The organism is Geminisphaera colitermitum TAV2 (assembly GCF_000171235.2).
GTDB classification, from domain to species: domain Bacteria; phylum Verrucomicrobiota; class Verrucomicrobiia; order Opitutales; family Opitutaceae; genus Geminisphaera; species Geminisphaera colitermitum.
This window is the reverse complement of sequence record NZ_ABEA03000143.1, coordinates 31,626-46,414: the sequence shown is the minus strand read 5'-3', so window position 1 is coordinate 46,414 and position 14,789 is coordinate 31,626. Positions and strand designations below refer to the sequence as shown.

Sequence of the window (14,789 nt, the reverse complement as noted above, 5' to 3'; positions counted from 1 at the left end):
TTCCCCCCCCCCCCCTCGCTAAACAGTTACGAGAGGCCTCCCTACCGTTAAGACGACGGCTACATCTCAACTGAAAACGCTCTAGCCCTCTGTGTTTTCTCTGCGCCTCTGCGTGATCTCTCTGCCTCTCAGCGTTGCGTCCGTTGCGCCGTGGCGGGAAACCCAGCCTCTCCGCGCCTCCGCGTCTCTGGGTGAGATTTCTCGGATGGGCGCGGCGAAGCCGCGTCTGGCGGGTCGGGAGACCCGCCCTCCACAAGGGGGGATCAGTCGTCCTGCTTCTTGTGGGTGCGGGCTTCGAAGGCGGCTTTGTCGGCGATGGAGACGTGGCCTTCCACCACGCCGTTGTCGAGGGGGTTGTCCACGCGGGCGGCAAGGTCTTTGAAGAGGCGGCGCATGTCTATGATGCCGCCAATGAAGAACCAAACCGTGGAGACCGCGCCGATGATGATCATCACCCACATGTTGGTGATGTAAAAATACTGGCTCCACCATTCGAGGGGCCACGGCTTTATCATGTTCCAGATAAGCACGGCGAGGAAGCACAGGCCGAACTTATAGACTATGGCGTAGCAGACGACGGACCAGGCGATGATTTTGTCTCCCCGGGTGTACTCGGGCGTGATGCCTACGAGTTTGCCGACGAAGTTGCGAATGGTCCATGAGGTCTTGATTCTCCTCTCGCCCTCGGTCGCATAGATGCCGCGGTGGAGGAGGCGGTCGAGGTTGTAGCCCTCGGCTTTTTTGGTGATGAGCGAGCCGATGACGTAGGCGATGACGCCGCTGAACATGGCGAGGAAATAAAGTTCGTAGGAGTTGATCGGGAACTTCACGGGGTTCATCTGCCAGTCAATCCAGGGGTTGAAGGGCGAGGAGAGGACGCGGAAGGCGTTGCCAACGCTGTCAACAAAGCCGTGGTGTTCGAGCCAGGGGTAAATGAGCTTGGCCCATTTATACTGGAAGAAGAGGCCGAGGACGGAGAAGCCGGAGCCGAAGATGAGCGAGCAGAAGGCACCGGTGGTCGTCCCGAAGCGGCTGTAAAGGCCGAAGATCATGATGGGGCCGGCACCGCCGAGCCAGACGGAGCACATGATCGTGACGAACATGTTGATGTAGTCGATCTGCACGAAGAAGAGGCAGCACAGGAAGAAGAAGAACGAGACAACTACGCTGCCGATGCGCAGGGTGAGAAGGTGCTCCTTGGGCGTGAGGGGACGCTTGATGAGGGGGAGGACGATGTCCTGAATGATGGTGGAGGAGGAGTTGAAGATGCGCCCGTCATCGGTGGTGAGCATGAGCATGATCATGAGCAGGCAGAAGAGGCCGACGATGCCGACGGGGGCGATTTCGCGGAAGGCAACGGGGAGCATCATCTGGTTGTAGAGGGTGCGGAATTTTTGGAAGCGGTAGTTGCCTTGGGCGCGTTCGGCGGGGCTGGCGTCGTCGGGACTGAGGACGGAGCGGGCGGCGTCGAAATAGTGGGTGTCAAGGTTGGTGCCTTGCGAGAGGTAGGCGTGGGGGAAGGGTTCACCGACGACGTTTTTGTTGGGGTTGTCGGGGCGGGGGTGCGTGGTGATGTCGGGGTTGATTTCGTGGCGCAGCACGGGAAGGGAGGTCATTTTCTCCTTGAGGGCGGCGCGGGTGGCGGGGACGTCGGCCAGGACTTCGGCGGCGACTTTGTCGGAGAGGTGCTGGCGGATGTTGTGGGATTCCTTGGCAAACTTTCCGTGGGTCATCAGGGCGATGATCATGACGGCGATGAGCAGGCACATGAGGGTGGAGAAGCCATTGCGCCACTGGCCAAGCAGGCCGGCCATTTTTTGCTCGTGGGGGGTGCGTCCGCAAATGGAGCTGTCATTGCCAATCCAGGAGGCTTTGTTGAGGACGGAGGCAATGAGGTGGGTGATGAGCATGAAGAGGTTGAAGTCCCTCAATTTGTGCATGTCGAAGGGGTTGAGGAAACTTTCACCGGGGGCGCGGTCCATCATGACGGGACCGATGACGTCGTGCCAGTTGAACTTGAAGAAGATGTAGCCGGCGATGACGACGAAGATGGGGTAGCAGATGATGCTTTGGAAGGCGTCGGTGACAATGAGGGCGATGCGTCCGCCCGGCCACATGACGCACACGCACATGGCGAGGATGATCGCGCACAGGATCGCGAAGGTGGGCATGTTGATGCCCATGATCATGATTTTGTGGGGGAGTCCGAGGTAGTAGATGAAGAAGTTAGCAGCGATGGCGGGGCCGATGGCGTTGGTGAGCATCTCCGAGACGGTGCGGATGACGGCAGCGGTGATGCGCAGGGAGCGGCTGTAGCGCATCTCGATAAACTGTCCGAACGAGAGCGAGCGCGTCTCGCGGAAGCGGTAATTGCAGTATCCGGTCAGTCCCATGATGATGCCGACGGGGACGACAAGGTAGTCCCAGAAGGTGATGGCGTAGCCGACTTGGTATTTGGTCTCGACGAGGGCAACGAGGGTGATGACGCCGAGGCCGGCTGTGAGGTCACCGACGGCGATGACGTAGCGTCCGGCGACGCGCCCGGCGGCGAGGTAGTCGGCGACGCCTCGCACGTATTTGCGACAGTGAATCGCCACCCAGAGGATGATGGTTAGGGGGACGATTGTGATGAGCCAGTCGATCCAGTGCATGGGTTGAGGTTCCTTGTAATAGTAGGGAGGGTTGGTTGAGGCGGGTTGCCGAATGTAAAAGGAAGGGAATCTCGGATTCGGCAGTGGGGCGGCAATCTTTTTCGTTGGAAAGTCCTTGGAATAGATTTTCTGCAAATCACAAGCGGGTGGCTCGATCCCTGAATGGAACGGCGAATCACGCGAGTAATCGCGTCAAATGGTGTTCGCCGGGAGGCAGTTCCTTAGTGGAGGGCGGGTCTCCTGAGCAGTCGGCGAGGCTCGCGCGTAAGCGCGAACCTCGTAATTCCGGATGGCGCGGCTACGCCGCGTCTGGCGGGTCAGGAGACCCGCCCTCTAGTGTATGATCAACTTACCGGCGTCGTGAGCAGGGGGGTGTTGAGGCCGGGGAGTCGTTCGGAGAATTCGGATGCGGGGTCGGCCTGGCGGAGGGCGCGTTGGACCATGCCCATCTTGGCGTCGAGGTTGTCGATCATCGACACGAAGACGGCCTCGGGCGTGGCGGCATACACGGCGGCTCCCCACTCGGGTTCGCCTTGGTGACTGAGAATGATGTGTTCGAGGCGTTCGAGTCGGTCGGGGTCGAGGCGCGATTTGATGCCGTGCTTGCGGGCGAGTTGGTAGCCAAGCACGACGTGGCCTTGCAGGATGCCGCGGCGGCTGCGCCGGGTGGCTAGCGTGCCTTGGTATTCGATGGTCTTGCCGGTGTCGTGCAGGAGGATGCCGGCGAGGGCGAGGCTGGGGTCAACTTCCTTGTAGAGCGGGAGCAGGGCCTGGCAGACGCGGGCCATGTGGATGGTGTGCTCAAGCAGGCCGTGGCGGTAGGCGTGGTGCATGGCAACGGCAGCGGGCGACCAGCGAAAGCTGTCGCCGATCTCCTCAAATACGCTGCGCACCGTCATGCGGAGTTCGTCGTGGGGAATGGCGTCGATGTATTGCAGGAGTTCGGCCCAGAGGGCGTCGGCGTTTTCGGGGGCGAGTTCGACGAGGTTTTCCACGAGGTCGGGCGTGGCGGTCAGTTCTTCCTCACTGACCACGGCGACGCGTCCGAGGCGCGGGGAGAAGCGGCCTTGATAGCTGTCGGCGCGGCCTTCAATGCGGAGCACGGCACCTTCGCCCGCGTTGCGAACGGGTTCGAAGAGCGGGCCGTCGTTGAAAATGGTGCAGTTGAAGGAGCCGCCGCGGTCGCCGAGTTCGACGCTGAGGAAGGGGTTGCCGTTGGAGGCGGTCTTGGTCTGTAGTTTTTTTATGACTACGATGGCGGAAAAGGGCGCGCCGGGCATGAGTTCGGGCGACTTGAGCTGGCGGACCGTGAGCAGGGGCGCGGAGGGGGGGGGGGGAGGGGAGGTGCGGGTGGGTTCAGCCATGGTTTTTGACGAGTTGAGTGTAGGTCTTGAAGAAGGGGTGGGAGGCGTCGCGCAGGATCGAATAATAAACGGTTTCGGCGGGCAGGAGGTGGGCTCCGGCGCGGTCGAGTGCCGCGAGGGCGGCGCGGGCGTCGTCGGGGCGGCGGGCGCCGATGGCGTCGGTGAGGAGGGTGACTTGCAGGTCGGCGCCGATGGCGTCGATGGCGGTTTGGTAAACGCAGATGGGGGTCTCGATGCCGCAGAGGAGGAGGTGTTCGATGGAGTGGCGGTGGAGGGTGTCGAGGAGGCCGGTGCTGTCGTCGAGGGCGGAGAAGGCGGATTTGCCGAGGACGGGGGCGTCGGGCGCAAGGACGCGTGTGGGGGCGTCGGTGGGGCCGAGTTTGGCGGGGAGTTGTTCGGTGAAGAAGATGGGGATGCCGAGTCCGCGCGCGGCGGCGATGGCGAACTGGGAGCGGCGGAGCACGGTGTCGCCGTTGGCGATGGATTTGAGAAAGATGGGTTGCAGGTCAATGGCGATGAGGGCGACGCCGGGGAGGGGGGCGGGCGCAGGCGCGGGGGCGGAGGATGCGGCAGGGGGGATGGAGGGAGTCGGAGATTTGAGATTTGAAGTCTCAGATTTTTGCGTGGCGCGGCGTTGTGGTGTTTTCTTGGCCATGGTGTGTGTGTGCAGTGAGGGAAGGGGGGGGATGTTGAATCATGCCGGGTAGTAACGTCGACGGGCTTTTATCTGGACGATGCGTTTTTCGGGGAGGATGCAGGCGGTGAGCTGGCCGCCCATGGCGCAGCCGGTGTCGAGGCCGATGGACCACTTGAGTTTGTAAACGTCGGGGCGGGGCGTGTGGCCGTAGATTACGAAGGGGGGGCCGTTCCAGAGATCGGCCCAGAGCTGGCCTTCGGGGCATTCGGAGCGTTTGCGCGGGCGGCCCGCGGCGTCGATGACTTGGATGCGGGTGACGACGGAGGCGGGTTGTTTTTGCCAGGGTTCGTTGGGCAGGAATCCGCCGTGGACGCACACGGTGTTGAGTTCGGGGATGTAGTGGGTGAGTTGCATGGTCTGGAGGTAGAGCCAGTCCTCGGGGCGCAGGCGTTCGATGGTGAGCAGGTCGGCTTCCTTGAGGCCGGAGCGGTCGCCGGTGCGTTTCCAGAGGAGGAGGCGGGCTTCGTGGTTGCCAAGCAGGGAGATGGCGCGGTGCTGGCGCGCAAGGTCGATGACGCGGGAGCTGTCGGGGCCGCGGTTGACGAGGTCGCCGAGCAGGATGATGCGGTCGGTCGGGGTGGGCGCGATCAGTTGGAGCAGGTCGGCGAATTCCTGATGACAACCGTGGATGTCGCCGATGGTGATGATGCGACCGTTCATGAGCGGGAAATTTGCTAGCGTCCAGGCCGGGTGGAAGTAAACACGAAACCCCTATGGATATGAATCTGCAGTCGCTGACCCCGGTGTGTTTTGTGAGTGGCCGTCCTTTTACGGAGGGAGAACGGGTGGCGAGCTACCTGGTGCGCCCCGATGCGCAGGCGGCAGGCGCGGTAACCGGGGAGGCTGCGGGGGAGAGCCGGAAGGGATCGGGAAGCGGCGAGGTCGTCGCGGTGGAGGGCACGGGAAGCGGTGTGACCGGGGGCGTGGGGGGGAGGTGGGGCGGGGGTGGCGCCGGAGGTGGTGCGTTACGATTTGCTGGAGTCGGAGGCGGCGGGGTTTGCGCCGCCGGGGCGCGTGATTTGCCGGTGGGTGCAGATTTTCAAGCCGCGCAAGCAGGCGGACAATCCCGAGCGCGAACTCAAGTTGACGGCGGAGTCGTTGTTCCTGTCGCTGGCCGATCCGGCCAACGCGGAGGGCACGACGGAGGGCGCGGAGAATAATACGCGGATGATGCAGGTGCTGGCGTTGATGCTGGAACGCAAGCGCGTGCTGCGGCCCAAGGGAACGAGCGCGGATGGGAGTCGCGCGATTTATGAGCACGCGAAGTCGAAGCAGTTTTATGAGATACCGAGTGTCACGGATCTGAGTCCGGAGTTTTTCCTGTCCATTCAGGAGCAACTTGCCGCGTTGGTCGGAGGTAAAGTGACGCAGGCGGAGCCGGAGCCATCAGCCTGAAATTGTCTCACGCAGAGGCGCAGAGGCGCGGAGAAAATAGAAAACAAAAATTAGAGAGCAAACGTCAGAGGTCAGAGTCTGTTTTCCGACTTCTGGTTTTCTCTGCGCCTCTGCGTGAGACAATTTCAGGCTGATGGTGCCTCCGCCGGATCAGCGGGTGCGGCGTTTCACGCGGACGAGGACAAAGAACAGGATGATGCTGGCGATGACGCCGATCAGCGGGCCGGCGGGAAAGTCGATGGTGGCGGGGTCAATGCCGGTGACTTTGAGCGCGGCGTTGGTGGCTCCATAGAAGAAAAAGAAGCAGACAAAGAGAATGGCCGCGACAACGCGCCAAGGCATTTCGTCGATCACGTGGAGAACGAATTTTCTGAGCGACTCGGATTCGGGAGCTTCGAAGCGGGAGGACATGACGGAGGGAATGATTGGTTAGGGGATACGTTGTTCCAGCGTCGGTCGGCGAGCACGAAATCGGTGGCGGCGGAAGCGAGGGGGGGGGGGGGGGGGAGTGCAGACGGTGACAGTGACGCTCGACTTTGGCGTTACGCTGGAGTCTCCCGCGTCGGTGTTTCTCGTTGTCCGACCTCCGGAGAAAAGGGAAACGCCGTGCTCCCTGTCTGCCGGCTGCCGCTCGCCCTCGATTTCGAACCGCCGCTCAATGTCTTCGCGCCCGAAAATGCGCTTGACGGCCACATTCGTCCCATGGACCGCCACGCACGTGTGGGTCGCCGACCCGAACGATGCTGCGCCTGCACTGACGTTGCGCTGGGATGCGCCGCAAACACTTGTGCGTGTCGATTTATTTTTCGCCTCCGCCACACTCATGGATGTGCGCTGCCACGCGTGAGCGGTATTGGGAAATTGGGATCGTCGGGCGCGAAGGCGGCACCGCAAACGGTCAGGTTGTCGATCCGGCCACGGTAGTTTGCGTAGGTCTTGTATCCGCTGCCCAAATACCAGGTGGAGTTCCCATAGCTGCGGGCGGGGGACACGGATTTTTCCGCGTCAAGTTGGTCGTTGATGTAAATGCGCAGGTGGCGGCTGTCGTTGGTGACGCGCAGGCGACTCCATTGGCCGAAGGGGAGCGGGGAACGGCTGTGCAGCGTCTCAACAGGCACGGTTTCGTTGCCATTGCGCACCACTTCGACGCGTCCGTCGGGCAGGAGGTTGATGTTGATCGCGTCGCTCCAGCCGCCGCGGCCGATGACGGATTGCGGCTTGGTGGCGCCGGGGGTTGGGTTAAGTTGGAAGTCGACGGTGGTGTTGCCAATCGGCCAGGTGCGGAGGCGCATTTTGAGCGGTTGTTTGCCGTCGAGCACGAGGACTTGTCCGGCGTCGGGTTCGTTGTCTTCCGAGCGCGGGGCAAAGAGGATCGGGGAGGGGGGGGGCATGATGGGCATGTCGCCAAGGCTGTCGCGTCCGTGTCCGTCAAAACTCCAGTGTCCGGCGCGGATGGTTTCGGGAGGGATGTGCGCGGTGACGACCGTGGGTGTGCGAAAGGGAACGTTGGTCGAGAGGTATTCAGATTCTCCTTTCATGCCGCTCGCGCCTGAACTGGTTTCGAGATTGATGGAGGTTTCGATGAGGTTGACCGGGATGAGTTTTCCGGGCGTGGCAAAGGGGTAGGCGATTTCGGAGAACGCGACGCGGCCGTCCGTGGTTTCGTAGCGTGTGTAATACATATCGGATACGTGTTGCGCGTCGATGAGCAGCGAGAGGGTGTGGTGGCCGTTTTTGATTTTGAGCGCGGGGTGGTTTTGGAGTGTCGGGTCGGCGGGGAGGCTTTCGATTTGCAGGTTGTCGAGGCGCAGGAGTTCGGTTTCAGCGAGTTCGCGGGCAGTGATGATTAGCGGGGGGTTCCTGGGTGTTTTGATGGTGAGCCGGGTGTCAGGGGTGAGGGCGAGAAGGAGGCCGGCGGGAGCCCAGTCTTTGCCTTGTTTGCAGACGAGCGTGGTGCTGTTGACGAGGTGGAAGGTGGGGTCGTTTTTCTCGGAAAATTTTCTGACGGCGTTCAGGATTTCGCCGGTGGGGTCGGTGCTGATTTCGTAGTTAGAGGAGCCTTTGATGTAGAGGCTCATCAGGGTTTTTCCGTGGGTGGCGGGGAGGATGGGGGCGATGGGGCGGTCGTTGCGAAAGAGGGTGATGCTGGCGATGTCGCTGGTGGCTTCGTAAGTCAAGGTGGCCTCGATAGTGTCGGGTGAGGTGGGGCGGAGGGTGAGTGTGTTTTTTAGTTCGGCGGGGCTGAGGTGGTGGCGGGCGGGGGTTTTTACCGTCACGGCGTTTTGATGCCATCCGTTGACGAGGAGGATGGGGGGGAGGCTGGCGGTGTGTTCGTATCCGGGGCTGCTGATGGTGATGCGTGGTGTGAGGTGTGGGGAGGCGGCGAGGGGGGCGGTGGGGATGAGCCATTCGGCGCGGTCAAAGTCTTTGGGAGTGAGCTTTTTTTCGTCGAGCGTGGCGACGGTTTTTGCGTCGCGGTCGAGGAGTAGTCCTTTTACCGATACGGGGCCGCGGGCGAGGTTGGGGAGGTTGATGGCTTCGATGCGGAGGAGGGTGCCGGGGATTTCCTCGCGGTGGTAGGCGAAGCAGACTTCGGGTTGCGGGGTGGAGGGGGGGATGCCTTTGAAAGCGTCGGCGTAGGCTTTGGTGAGGAGGGGGGTGGCGGTGGTGAAGAGCATGGGGAGGAGGCTGCTTTCGTCGTGGTCGTTCCATGTGGTGAAGTGCAGCCAGCGGTCGCGGCCTTGGCGGACGAGTTGGAAGCTTTTGTGCAATTGGTCGAAGCCTTGATGAGGTTGGTAAAAATCGTTTCTGCCGTTAAGCCATGCGCCGTAGTATCCGTGCACGAGTCCGGGCATGTAGGGTTTTCCCGCTTCATCCGCGACGGTGGAGATGAGGCTGGCGGTATAGTCGCGGGGCATGCCGTCGAGTCCGCGAAAACCGAAGGCATAGGCGGCGTCTGCGTTGGCAAGTTGAGTGAGCAGCCACTCACGGGTTTGCATTTGGTAGCTTCGGGCAAGGTGGGCGACGAGATAGATGTCGTGTCCTTTGTCGTGGAGTTGGGTGCGGATGGCCTGCCATTCGTCCGGTGTCCATTGCGACCAAGTGTAGGTGACGACTATGGGTTTGTTGTTGTAGCGGGGATAATTGGGGTGGTGGCCAAAGAGGGTGAGCATCCGGTCGAGTTCGGCGACTTGTTTTTCGACGGTGGTTTTGACGTCGAGGCAGGGGGCGATGAGGAAATCGCTGCCTTCGGCGGCCTTGAGCATGGCGTGTAGGGTGTCGCTGTAGATGGCTTTTTGTTGGTTTTTACTGAATACGAGATCGACGAAAAATCCGTCGATGCCTTGGGCTTTGGCCTGGCGGTATTCTTTGGCCCAGTCGGCTTGATTGTCGCCGGTGGAGCGGAAGAGGGGGTAGTTGTAATAGTTGGGGATGGTGAGGGTGGTGTTGAGCGGCGTGCACCAGGGGGTGTAGTGCGCCCAGGCGAGGGTTTGGTCGGCGACTTCGGCGGCGTGGGCGGGGGGGGAGGAGCTGAAAATGAGTGCGAGGGGAAGCAGGAAAAGAAATAGGTGGCGGCGGTGGTTCATGCGGATGAAGTGTGGGTATGGGTTTGCGCGTGGTGTGTGTGGGGGGGGGGGGGGGGGGGAGGGGGACGTTTTTTAAAATGGCGGACTGATCGCTTCGATCGGAACTTAACTTTTAATTTCAGTTAGTCGGTGGCCAGGTCCAGTGTTCGAGGGGGATGCCGTTGCGGGGGAGTTGTCTGGCGTGAGCGTCAACGTAGAGGACACAGCGGGTGACGTTGTCGGGGTGGGTGGGGTCGACGGGCGTGCCTTGGCCTGGGTGCGGGTAGTGCCACCAAGAGTTTGAGGCGCGGTCACTCACGATGCTGGAAAGGGTGTGGCTGATGGGGGTGCCTCCGGTTTGTTCGATCATGAGGACGTCGCGACCGGGCGCGTTGGACTGTGTGATGCGTGTCGGAACGGGCTTGGTGCCGGGGGGGGATTTGCGGGAAACGTATTCGTTGTAGAGGCGGTGCGAGACTGGGATGGGGCCGGGCGTTTCGGCGCGGTATTCGGTGCAGGTAAACACGGCGTGGCCACCAGTGTAATAGGAGATTTTTGCAACCCAACTATCAGGGTCGCTGCTGTCAAGTGAGGCGGTCTGGACGGGCAGGGCATCTTTGTTGTCACCGGCGTAGGCGAGGAAGGCGAGGCCGATCTGGCGGGTATTGGAGAGGCATTTGGTTTTGCGCGCCATGGCCCGGACTTTGCCGGTAACAGGAATGATGATCGCCGCGAGAATACCGATGATGGCGATGACGGTGAGGAGTTCGATGAGCGTGAATGCGCTCGCTTCGCGCGAACGTCCAACATCGAGACAGGTGCCACCGCGCCTTGGTTGTTTCTCAATTGAGGTTGGAGCAGGGGGGGGGCGGTGCATGGAGAGGAAACGGGGGGGGGGGGGGGAAGAGTGGGACCAGGTGTTTTTGTTTCGTCCCTGTGTTTTTTAAAGAAGGGCTTCGATGTGTTTTGTCAGGCGTCGCGTTTGATGCGGCGGATGGCGAGCACAAGAAGCATGGCGCCCAGTCCGGCGGCGACTGCGGTGGTGGCTGGTTCGGGGACTTGGCTGAGTTCGCCGCTGATTTTGAACCAGTTCAGCGTTGTGCTGGTGTTCCAAATGGTGGGGCTGGCGGGATTGCCATAGAGGGCGTTGGCAATGGTGGTGGCTCCGATGCCGGTTGGCGTAACGCTGGGATTGCCGACCGTCCATTTGAGGGAGCCGCTGGTCACCCGCGGCATGATGTAGTAGGTGGTGTTGGAATTGAGAATAACGGGGCTGGTGGAGGTGAAGGTAAAGTTGTTTGTGGTGCCGGCGGTGATGGCATCAGAGGTGGTGAGGGTGGCGATGGCGGTGTTGAGTTTACCGTTCGCACTGACTGACCAGATTTCGGCAGTGATGGCTGCGGGCGCGGTTGTTTCAACGGTGAAGCGTAGTTCGATGCTGGTGACAGCATAGGCGTCGCCTTTCATGGTGAACCCGACGGCCTTGCTGCCGGTGCTGCTGATGGTGGCCGCCGTGCCGGAGGCGGAGGTCCAGGCATCGAGATTGCCGATGATGGTGGCCGCCTGGGCGGCGGTGCTTGCGAGGAGCAGGGTGCCGGTGAGGGCGGCGAGTGTGAGGAGTTGGCGGAGATGCGTTTTCATATGTGGTGGTTTGGGAGGGTGGTTGTTGGCGGTTGCCTTGAGCGTCGGTGGGGAGCTTGCAGGCTTGCCAGGGGACAACAATAACGGCTCGATCGAACGCGTTCAGATCGTTGATTTCCGATTGTCTCTTCGACGGTCGCTTTTCCCTGAATTTTCCCTGAAAACATCATGCCGCGTCCCACTCTTCGCCAGATCGCCCGGAAGGCCGGGGTTTCGTTGTCAACGGTGTCGTATGCGCTGCGGCAGCACGCGAATGTGTCGCGCGAGACGCAGGAACGGATTGCTTCGGTGGCGGCGGAGTTGGGTTACACGACGGACCCGCGGTTGATGTCGTTGATGGCGCATGTGCGGGCGGCGCGGTTGGATGCGCAACGGGAGGTGCTGGCGTTGGTGTGGCCGGAGCAATCGAAGGAGGTAACGCGGGAGTCCACGTATTTTTATTGGGTGCGCGAGGGGGTGCGACGGCGGGCAGGGCAGTTGGGTTTCGCGGTGGAGGAGTTCTGGCCGCATCAGGAGCATATGCCACTAGGGCGTTTGCTGGATGTGTTGTTTGCGCGGGGGATTTATGGGTTGGTATTCGCCTCAACATTACATCCGCCGACGGGTATCGAGTCGGCGGATTTTTCGCGGGTGGCGGTGGCCAAGATCGGGCTGGCGGAGTGGCCGGTGCGGTTTCACCTGTCGGCGCATAATCATTTTATGGGGATGACGCTGACGATGCGGGAGTTGTTGGCGGGGGGCTTTCGGCGTCCGGCGGCGCTGATCCGGCGGCATGTGCATGAGCTGAATTTCGGGGCGTATGAGGCGGCGTTTTTGCAAAATCATCCGGGCCGGGACACACAGCGGGGGCGGCGGGCGGCGGAGCGGTTGTTCATGCTGCTGCCTGATGTTCACAAAATAGATATACAGGGGGTGTGCGCATGGCTGACGCAGGAGGAGCCGGATGTGCTGGTTTGCAGTGACATCGAGGCGTGGCCGAAATCCATGTCGGGACGGATGCCGCAGATGCGTTGGGCGTCACTGCTGCGGGCGGAGAATGTGGGAGGGGCGGGCGTCGATCAGGAATACGAGCAGATCGCCGCCAACGCAGTGGATTTGGTGATGGAGCAATTAAATCGCAATGAGCGGGGCGTTCCGGCTGCGCCCAAGATGTTGCTCACCAATGGCAGGTGGTGCGGTTGGTGAGCGAAGATGCGCGGAGGGCAGGGGGGGGGGGGAGGGTTACCGTGTGAGTTTGCGGTATTTTATCCGGTGGGGCTGGTCGGCTTCCTTGCCTTTGCGGCGGCGGTAATCTTCGAGGTATGAGGTGTAGTTGCCGGGGAAATACGACACGGCGCTGTCTCCTTCGAAGGCGAGGATGTGCGTCGCCACGCGGTCGAGAAACCAGCGGTCGTGTGAGACCACCACGGCGCAACCAGCAAAGGTTTCGAGTCCTTCTTCGAGAGCACGGATGGAATTGACGTCGAGGTCGTTGGTCGGCTCGTCGAGGAGGATCAGGTTGGCCCCGCTTTTGAGCAGGCGGGCAAGGTGCACGCGGTTACGTTCGCCACCGGAGAGGATGCCGACTTTTTTCTGCTGGTCCGCGCCAGTGAAACCAAATTGGGCGCAGTAGGCGCGGGCGTTGATTTCGCGGCTGCCGCCGAGTTTGAGGATTTCTTCGCCGCCGCTGATGGCTTCGTAAATGGTCTGCTCATCAGGAAGGCTGTCGCGGGATTGATCGACGTGGGCAATCTGCACGGTGGGGCCGACGCGGAGTTCGCCGGTATCCGGTTTTTCAACACCGGTGATGAGGCGAAAGAGGGTGGTCTTGCCGGCTCCGTTGGGGCCGATCACGCCGACGATGCCGCCGGGGGGGAGGGCAAAGGTGAGGTTTTCGAAGAGAAGGTTGTCGCCGTAGGCTTTGCTGACTTTGGCGGCTTCGACAACGAGGTTGCCGAGGCGGGGACCGGGGGGGATCAGGATTTCAAATTCGCGCTCTTTTTCGGTGGTGTTTTCCTTGAGCATCGACTCGTAGGCGTTGATGCGGGCTTGCGACTTGGCCTGGCGGGCGCGGGCGGACTGGCGGATCCAGGAGAGTTCGCGGGCCATGGCTTTCTGGCGGCGGTCTTCGGTGCGTTGTTCGACGGCGAGGCGGCGTTGTTTTTGTTCGAGCCAGGAACTGTAATTGCCTTTCCACGGGATGCCGTGGCCGTGGTCGAGTTCGAGTATCCACTGGGCGACGTTGTCCAGAAAATAGCGGTCGTGGGTGACGGCGATGATGGTGCCTTCGTAGCGCGAGAGGTGCTGTTCGAGCCACTGGACGCTTTCGGCGTCGAGGTGGTTGGTCGGCTCGTCGAGGAGAAGGATGTCGGGTTTCTGAAGGAGGAGGCGGGCGAGGGCGACGCGGCGGCGTTCGCCTCCGGAGAGGGTGCAGGTGGCGCCGGTGCCTTCGATGACGTGGTCGCCGGGCGGACAGCGGAGGGCGTCCATGGCCATGTCAACGAGAGCGGAGGTGTCCCAGGCGTTGAGGCGGTCGATCTGCTCCTGGAGTTTTTGCTGGCGGTCAGCGATGGCGTCGCGGGTGGCGTCATCGGTGGCGGCGGCGAGTTCGTCCCAAGAGGCGTCGTAGGCGTCGGTGAGGGCTTTGAGGTGGGCGATGCCTTCTTCGACGCATTCACGGACGGTTTTCCCGGGGGTGAGTTGGGGCTCTTGTTCAAGGAGGCCGACGGTGTAACCGGGCTCGAAGTGGAGGTGTCCGTCAAACTCGGTGTCGCGCCCGGCGAGGAGGCGCATAAGGGAGGATTTGCCGGAGCCGTTGAAACCGAGGACGCCGATTTTCGCGCCGTAGTAAAAGGACAGCGAGATGTCGCGGAGGATTTCCTTGCGCTCGATTTTCTTCGAGACGCGGATCATGGAAAAAATGATTTTCGGTTCGGCGGGCATGACAGTGAACAGTGAGCAGTGAAGCAGTGAGCAGTGAGCAGTGAAGCAGCGGGATAGTGAAAAGAGGGGAATTTGTGTTCGGTGGCAGCAGAAATATTGGAACTGATCACTACTTCACTGATCACTGTTTCATTGTTCACTGATCACTGTTTCTCGTTCTTTTAGTGGATTTGAGCGTTGAAAAGAGCATCGCGGCGATTTCGTCGGCGTCACGGTGAAGACTTTGATGGGCAGCAGTTGTCAGATAGCCGGTGTCTTTGAGCAGGTCTAACCAGTATTTGGTTTCTTGGGTTTCCTTGTAAGCGATGGAAACTTTGGCGGAAAGGTCTGCGGTGGATATGGCAGCATTGGCTTCGGCAAGGTTCGCTCCGATAGAGGTGCCGCAGCGAAGAAGTTGTTTGGATAGAACGAACTCTTTCCCGTCCGTCGTGATGTGTTTGTAGGCATTCACAACCCGTACGGCAAAGGCATACGCTTTTTCGTAAGCAGTCATGCGTCGCAGTGAACAGTTATCAGTGAGCAGTGAACAGTGGAATTATTGCCCGGTTTCGAT

At 61.1% G+C, this 14,789-nt stretch carries 13 protein-coding genes; 3 read left to right on the top strand and 10 right to left on the bottom strand.

Annotated elements, in window-relative coordinates; all coding sequences use genetic code 11:
* Positions 1-263 precede the first annotated feature (263 nt).
* The 4 genes from OBACDRAFT_RS16490 to OBACDRAFT_RS16475 all read right to left on the bottom strand — a co-directional run bounded on the left by OBACDRAFT_RS16490 (position 264) and on the right by OBACDRAFT_RS16475 (position 5,372).
* A complete protein-coding gene (locus OBACDRAFT_RS16490; RefSeq protein WP_043587528.1) occupies positions 264-2,651 on the bottom strand; it encodes a sodium:solute symporter family transporter in 2,388 nt (795 codons plus the stop codon).
* 344 nt (positions 2,652-2,995) lie between these two features.
* The gene (locus OBACDRAFT_RS16485; protein WP_043587510.1) at positions 2,996-4,015 is read right to left on the bottom strand and encodes a 3'-5' exoribonuclease YhaM family protein; all 1,020 of its coding nucleotides are present in this window, start codon (positions 4,013-4,015) and stop codon (positions 2,996-2,998) included.
* Positions 4,008-4,670 (bottom strand): isochorismatase family protein, encoded by a 663-nt coding sequence (locus tag OBACDRAFT_RS16480; RefSeq protein WP_081722124.1) that lies wholly within the window; start codon positions 4,668-4,670, stop codon positions 4,008-4,010. The genes OBACDRAFT_RS16485 and OBACDRAFT_RS16480 overlap by 8 nt, the downstream gene beginning before the upstream one ends.
* Before the next feature lie 39 nt (positions 4,671-4,709).
* Positions 4,710-5,372, bottom strand: a complete 663-nt coding sequence (locus OBACDRAFT_RS16475) for a metallophosphoesterase (protein WP_043587508.1) — start codon at positions 5,370-5,372, stop codon at positions 4,710-4,712.
* A 297-nt stretch (positions 5,373-5,669) separates the two neighbouring features.
* On the opposite strand from OBACDRAFT_RS16475, the gene OBACDRAFT_RS16470 reads away from it, so the two are divergent.
* Positions 5,670-6,107: a hypothetical protein gene (locus OBACDRAFT_RS16470; protein WP_232767270.1), complete on the top strand. Its 438-nt coding sequence runs from the start codon at positions 5,670-5,672 to the stop codon at positions 6,105-6,107.
* Positions 6,108-6,257: 150 nt separating this feature from the next.
* Here OBACDRAFT_RS16470 and OBACDRAFT_RS16465 read toward each other — a convergent pair whose 3' ends face one another.
* Positions 6,258-6,518: a hypothetical protein gene (locus OBACDRAFT_RS16465; protein ID WP_043587505.1), complete on the bottom strand. Its 261-nt coding sequence runs from the start codon at positions 6,516-6,518 to the stop codon at positions 6,258-6,260.
* Positions 6,519-6,789: 271 nt separating this feature from the next.
* On the opposite strand from OBACDRAFT_RS16465, the gene OBACDRAFT_RS28410 reads away from it, so the two are divergent.
* Complete coding sequence (locus OBACDRAFT_RS28410) at positions 6,790-6,954, top strand: hypothetical protein (protein WP_157837140.1); 165 nt, start codon at positions 6,790-6,792, stop codon at positions 6,952-6,954.
* Here OBACDRAFT_RS28410 and OBACDRAFT_RS16460 read toward each other — a convergent pair.
* From OBACDRAFT_RS16460 to OBACDRAFT_RS16450, 3 genes are all read right to left on the bottom strand, one after another.
* Positions 6,929-9,694, bottom strand: coding sequence for an endo-1,3-alpha-glucanase family glycosylhydrolase (locus OBACDRAFT_RS16460; RefSeq protein ID WP_052362144.1), 2,766 nt, complete (start codon positions 9,692-9,694; stop codon positions 6,929-6,931). The genes OBACDRAFT_RS28410 and OBACDRAFT_RS16460 overlap by 26 nt on opposite strands.
* Positions 9,695-9,812: 118 nt before the next feature.
* Complete coding sequence (locus OBACDRAFT_RS25630; protein WP_052362143.1) at positions 9,813-10,550, bottom strand: type II secretion system protein; 738 nt, start codon at positions 10,548-10,550, stop codon at positions 9,813-9,815.
* Between the two features lie 92 nt (positions 10,551-10,642).
* Positions 10,643-11,314 (bottom strand): choice-of-anchor R domain-containing protein, encoded by a 672-nt coding sequence (locus OBACDRAFT_RS16450; protein WP_043587503.1) that lies wholly within the window; start codon positions 11,312-11,314, stop codon positions 10,643-10,645.
* Positions 11,315-11,482: 168 nt separating this feature from the next.
* Between OBACDRAFT_RS16450 and OBACDRAFT_RS30840 the strand changes: the two genes are divergently transcribed.
* Positions 11,483-12,499: a LacI family DNA-binding transcriptional regulator gene (locus tag OBACDRAFT_RS30840; protein ID WP_052362142.1), complete on the top strand. Its 1,017-nt coding sequence runs from the start codon at positions 11,483-11,485 to the stop codon at positions 12,497-12,499.
* A gap of 36 nt (positions 12,500-12,535) precedes the next feature.
* On the opposite strand, the gene ettA is transcribed toward OBACDRAFT_RS30840, so the two are convergent.
* Together ettA and OBACDRAFT_RS16430 are read right to left on the bottom strand one after the other, a co-directional pair.
* The gene (gene ettA, locus OBACDRAFT_RS16435) at positions 12,536-14,236 is read right to left on the bottom strand and encodes an energy-dependent translational throttle protein EttA (protein ID WP_043587497.1); all 1,701 of its coding nucleotides are present in this window, start codon (positions 14,234-14,236) and stop codon (positions 12,536-12,538) included.
* A gap of 136 nt (positions 14,237-14,372) precedes the next feature.
* Positions 14,373-14,729 carry a four helix bundle protein gene (locus OBACDRAFT_RS16430; RefSeq protein ID WP_043587495.1) on the bottom strand — a complete coding sequence of 119 codons (357 nt, stop codon included), beginning with the start codon at positions 14,727-14,729 and terminating at the stop codon, positions 14,373-14,375.
* Positions 14,730-14,789: the final 60 nt, after the last annotated feature.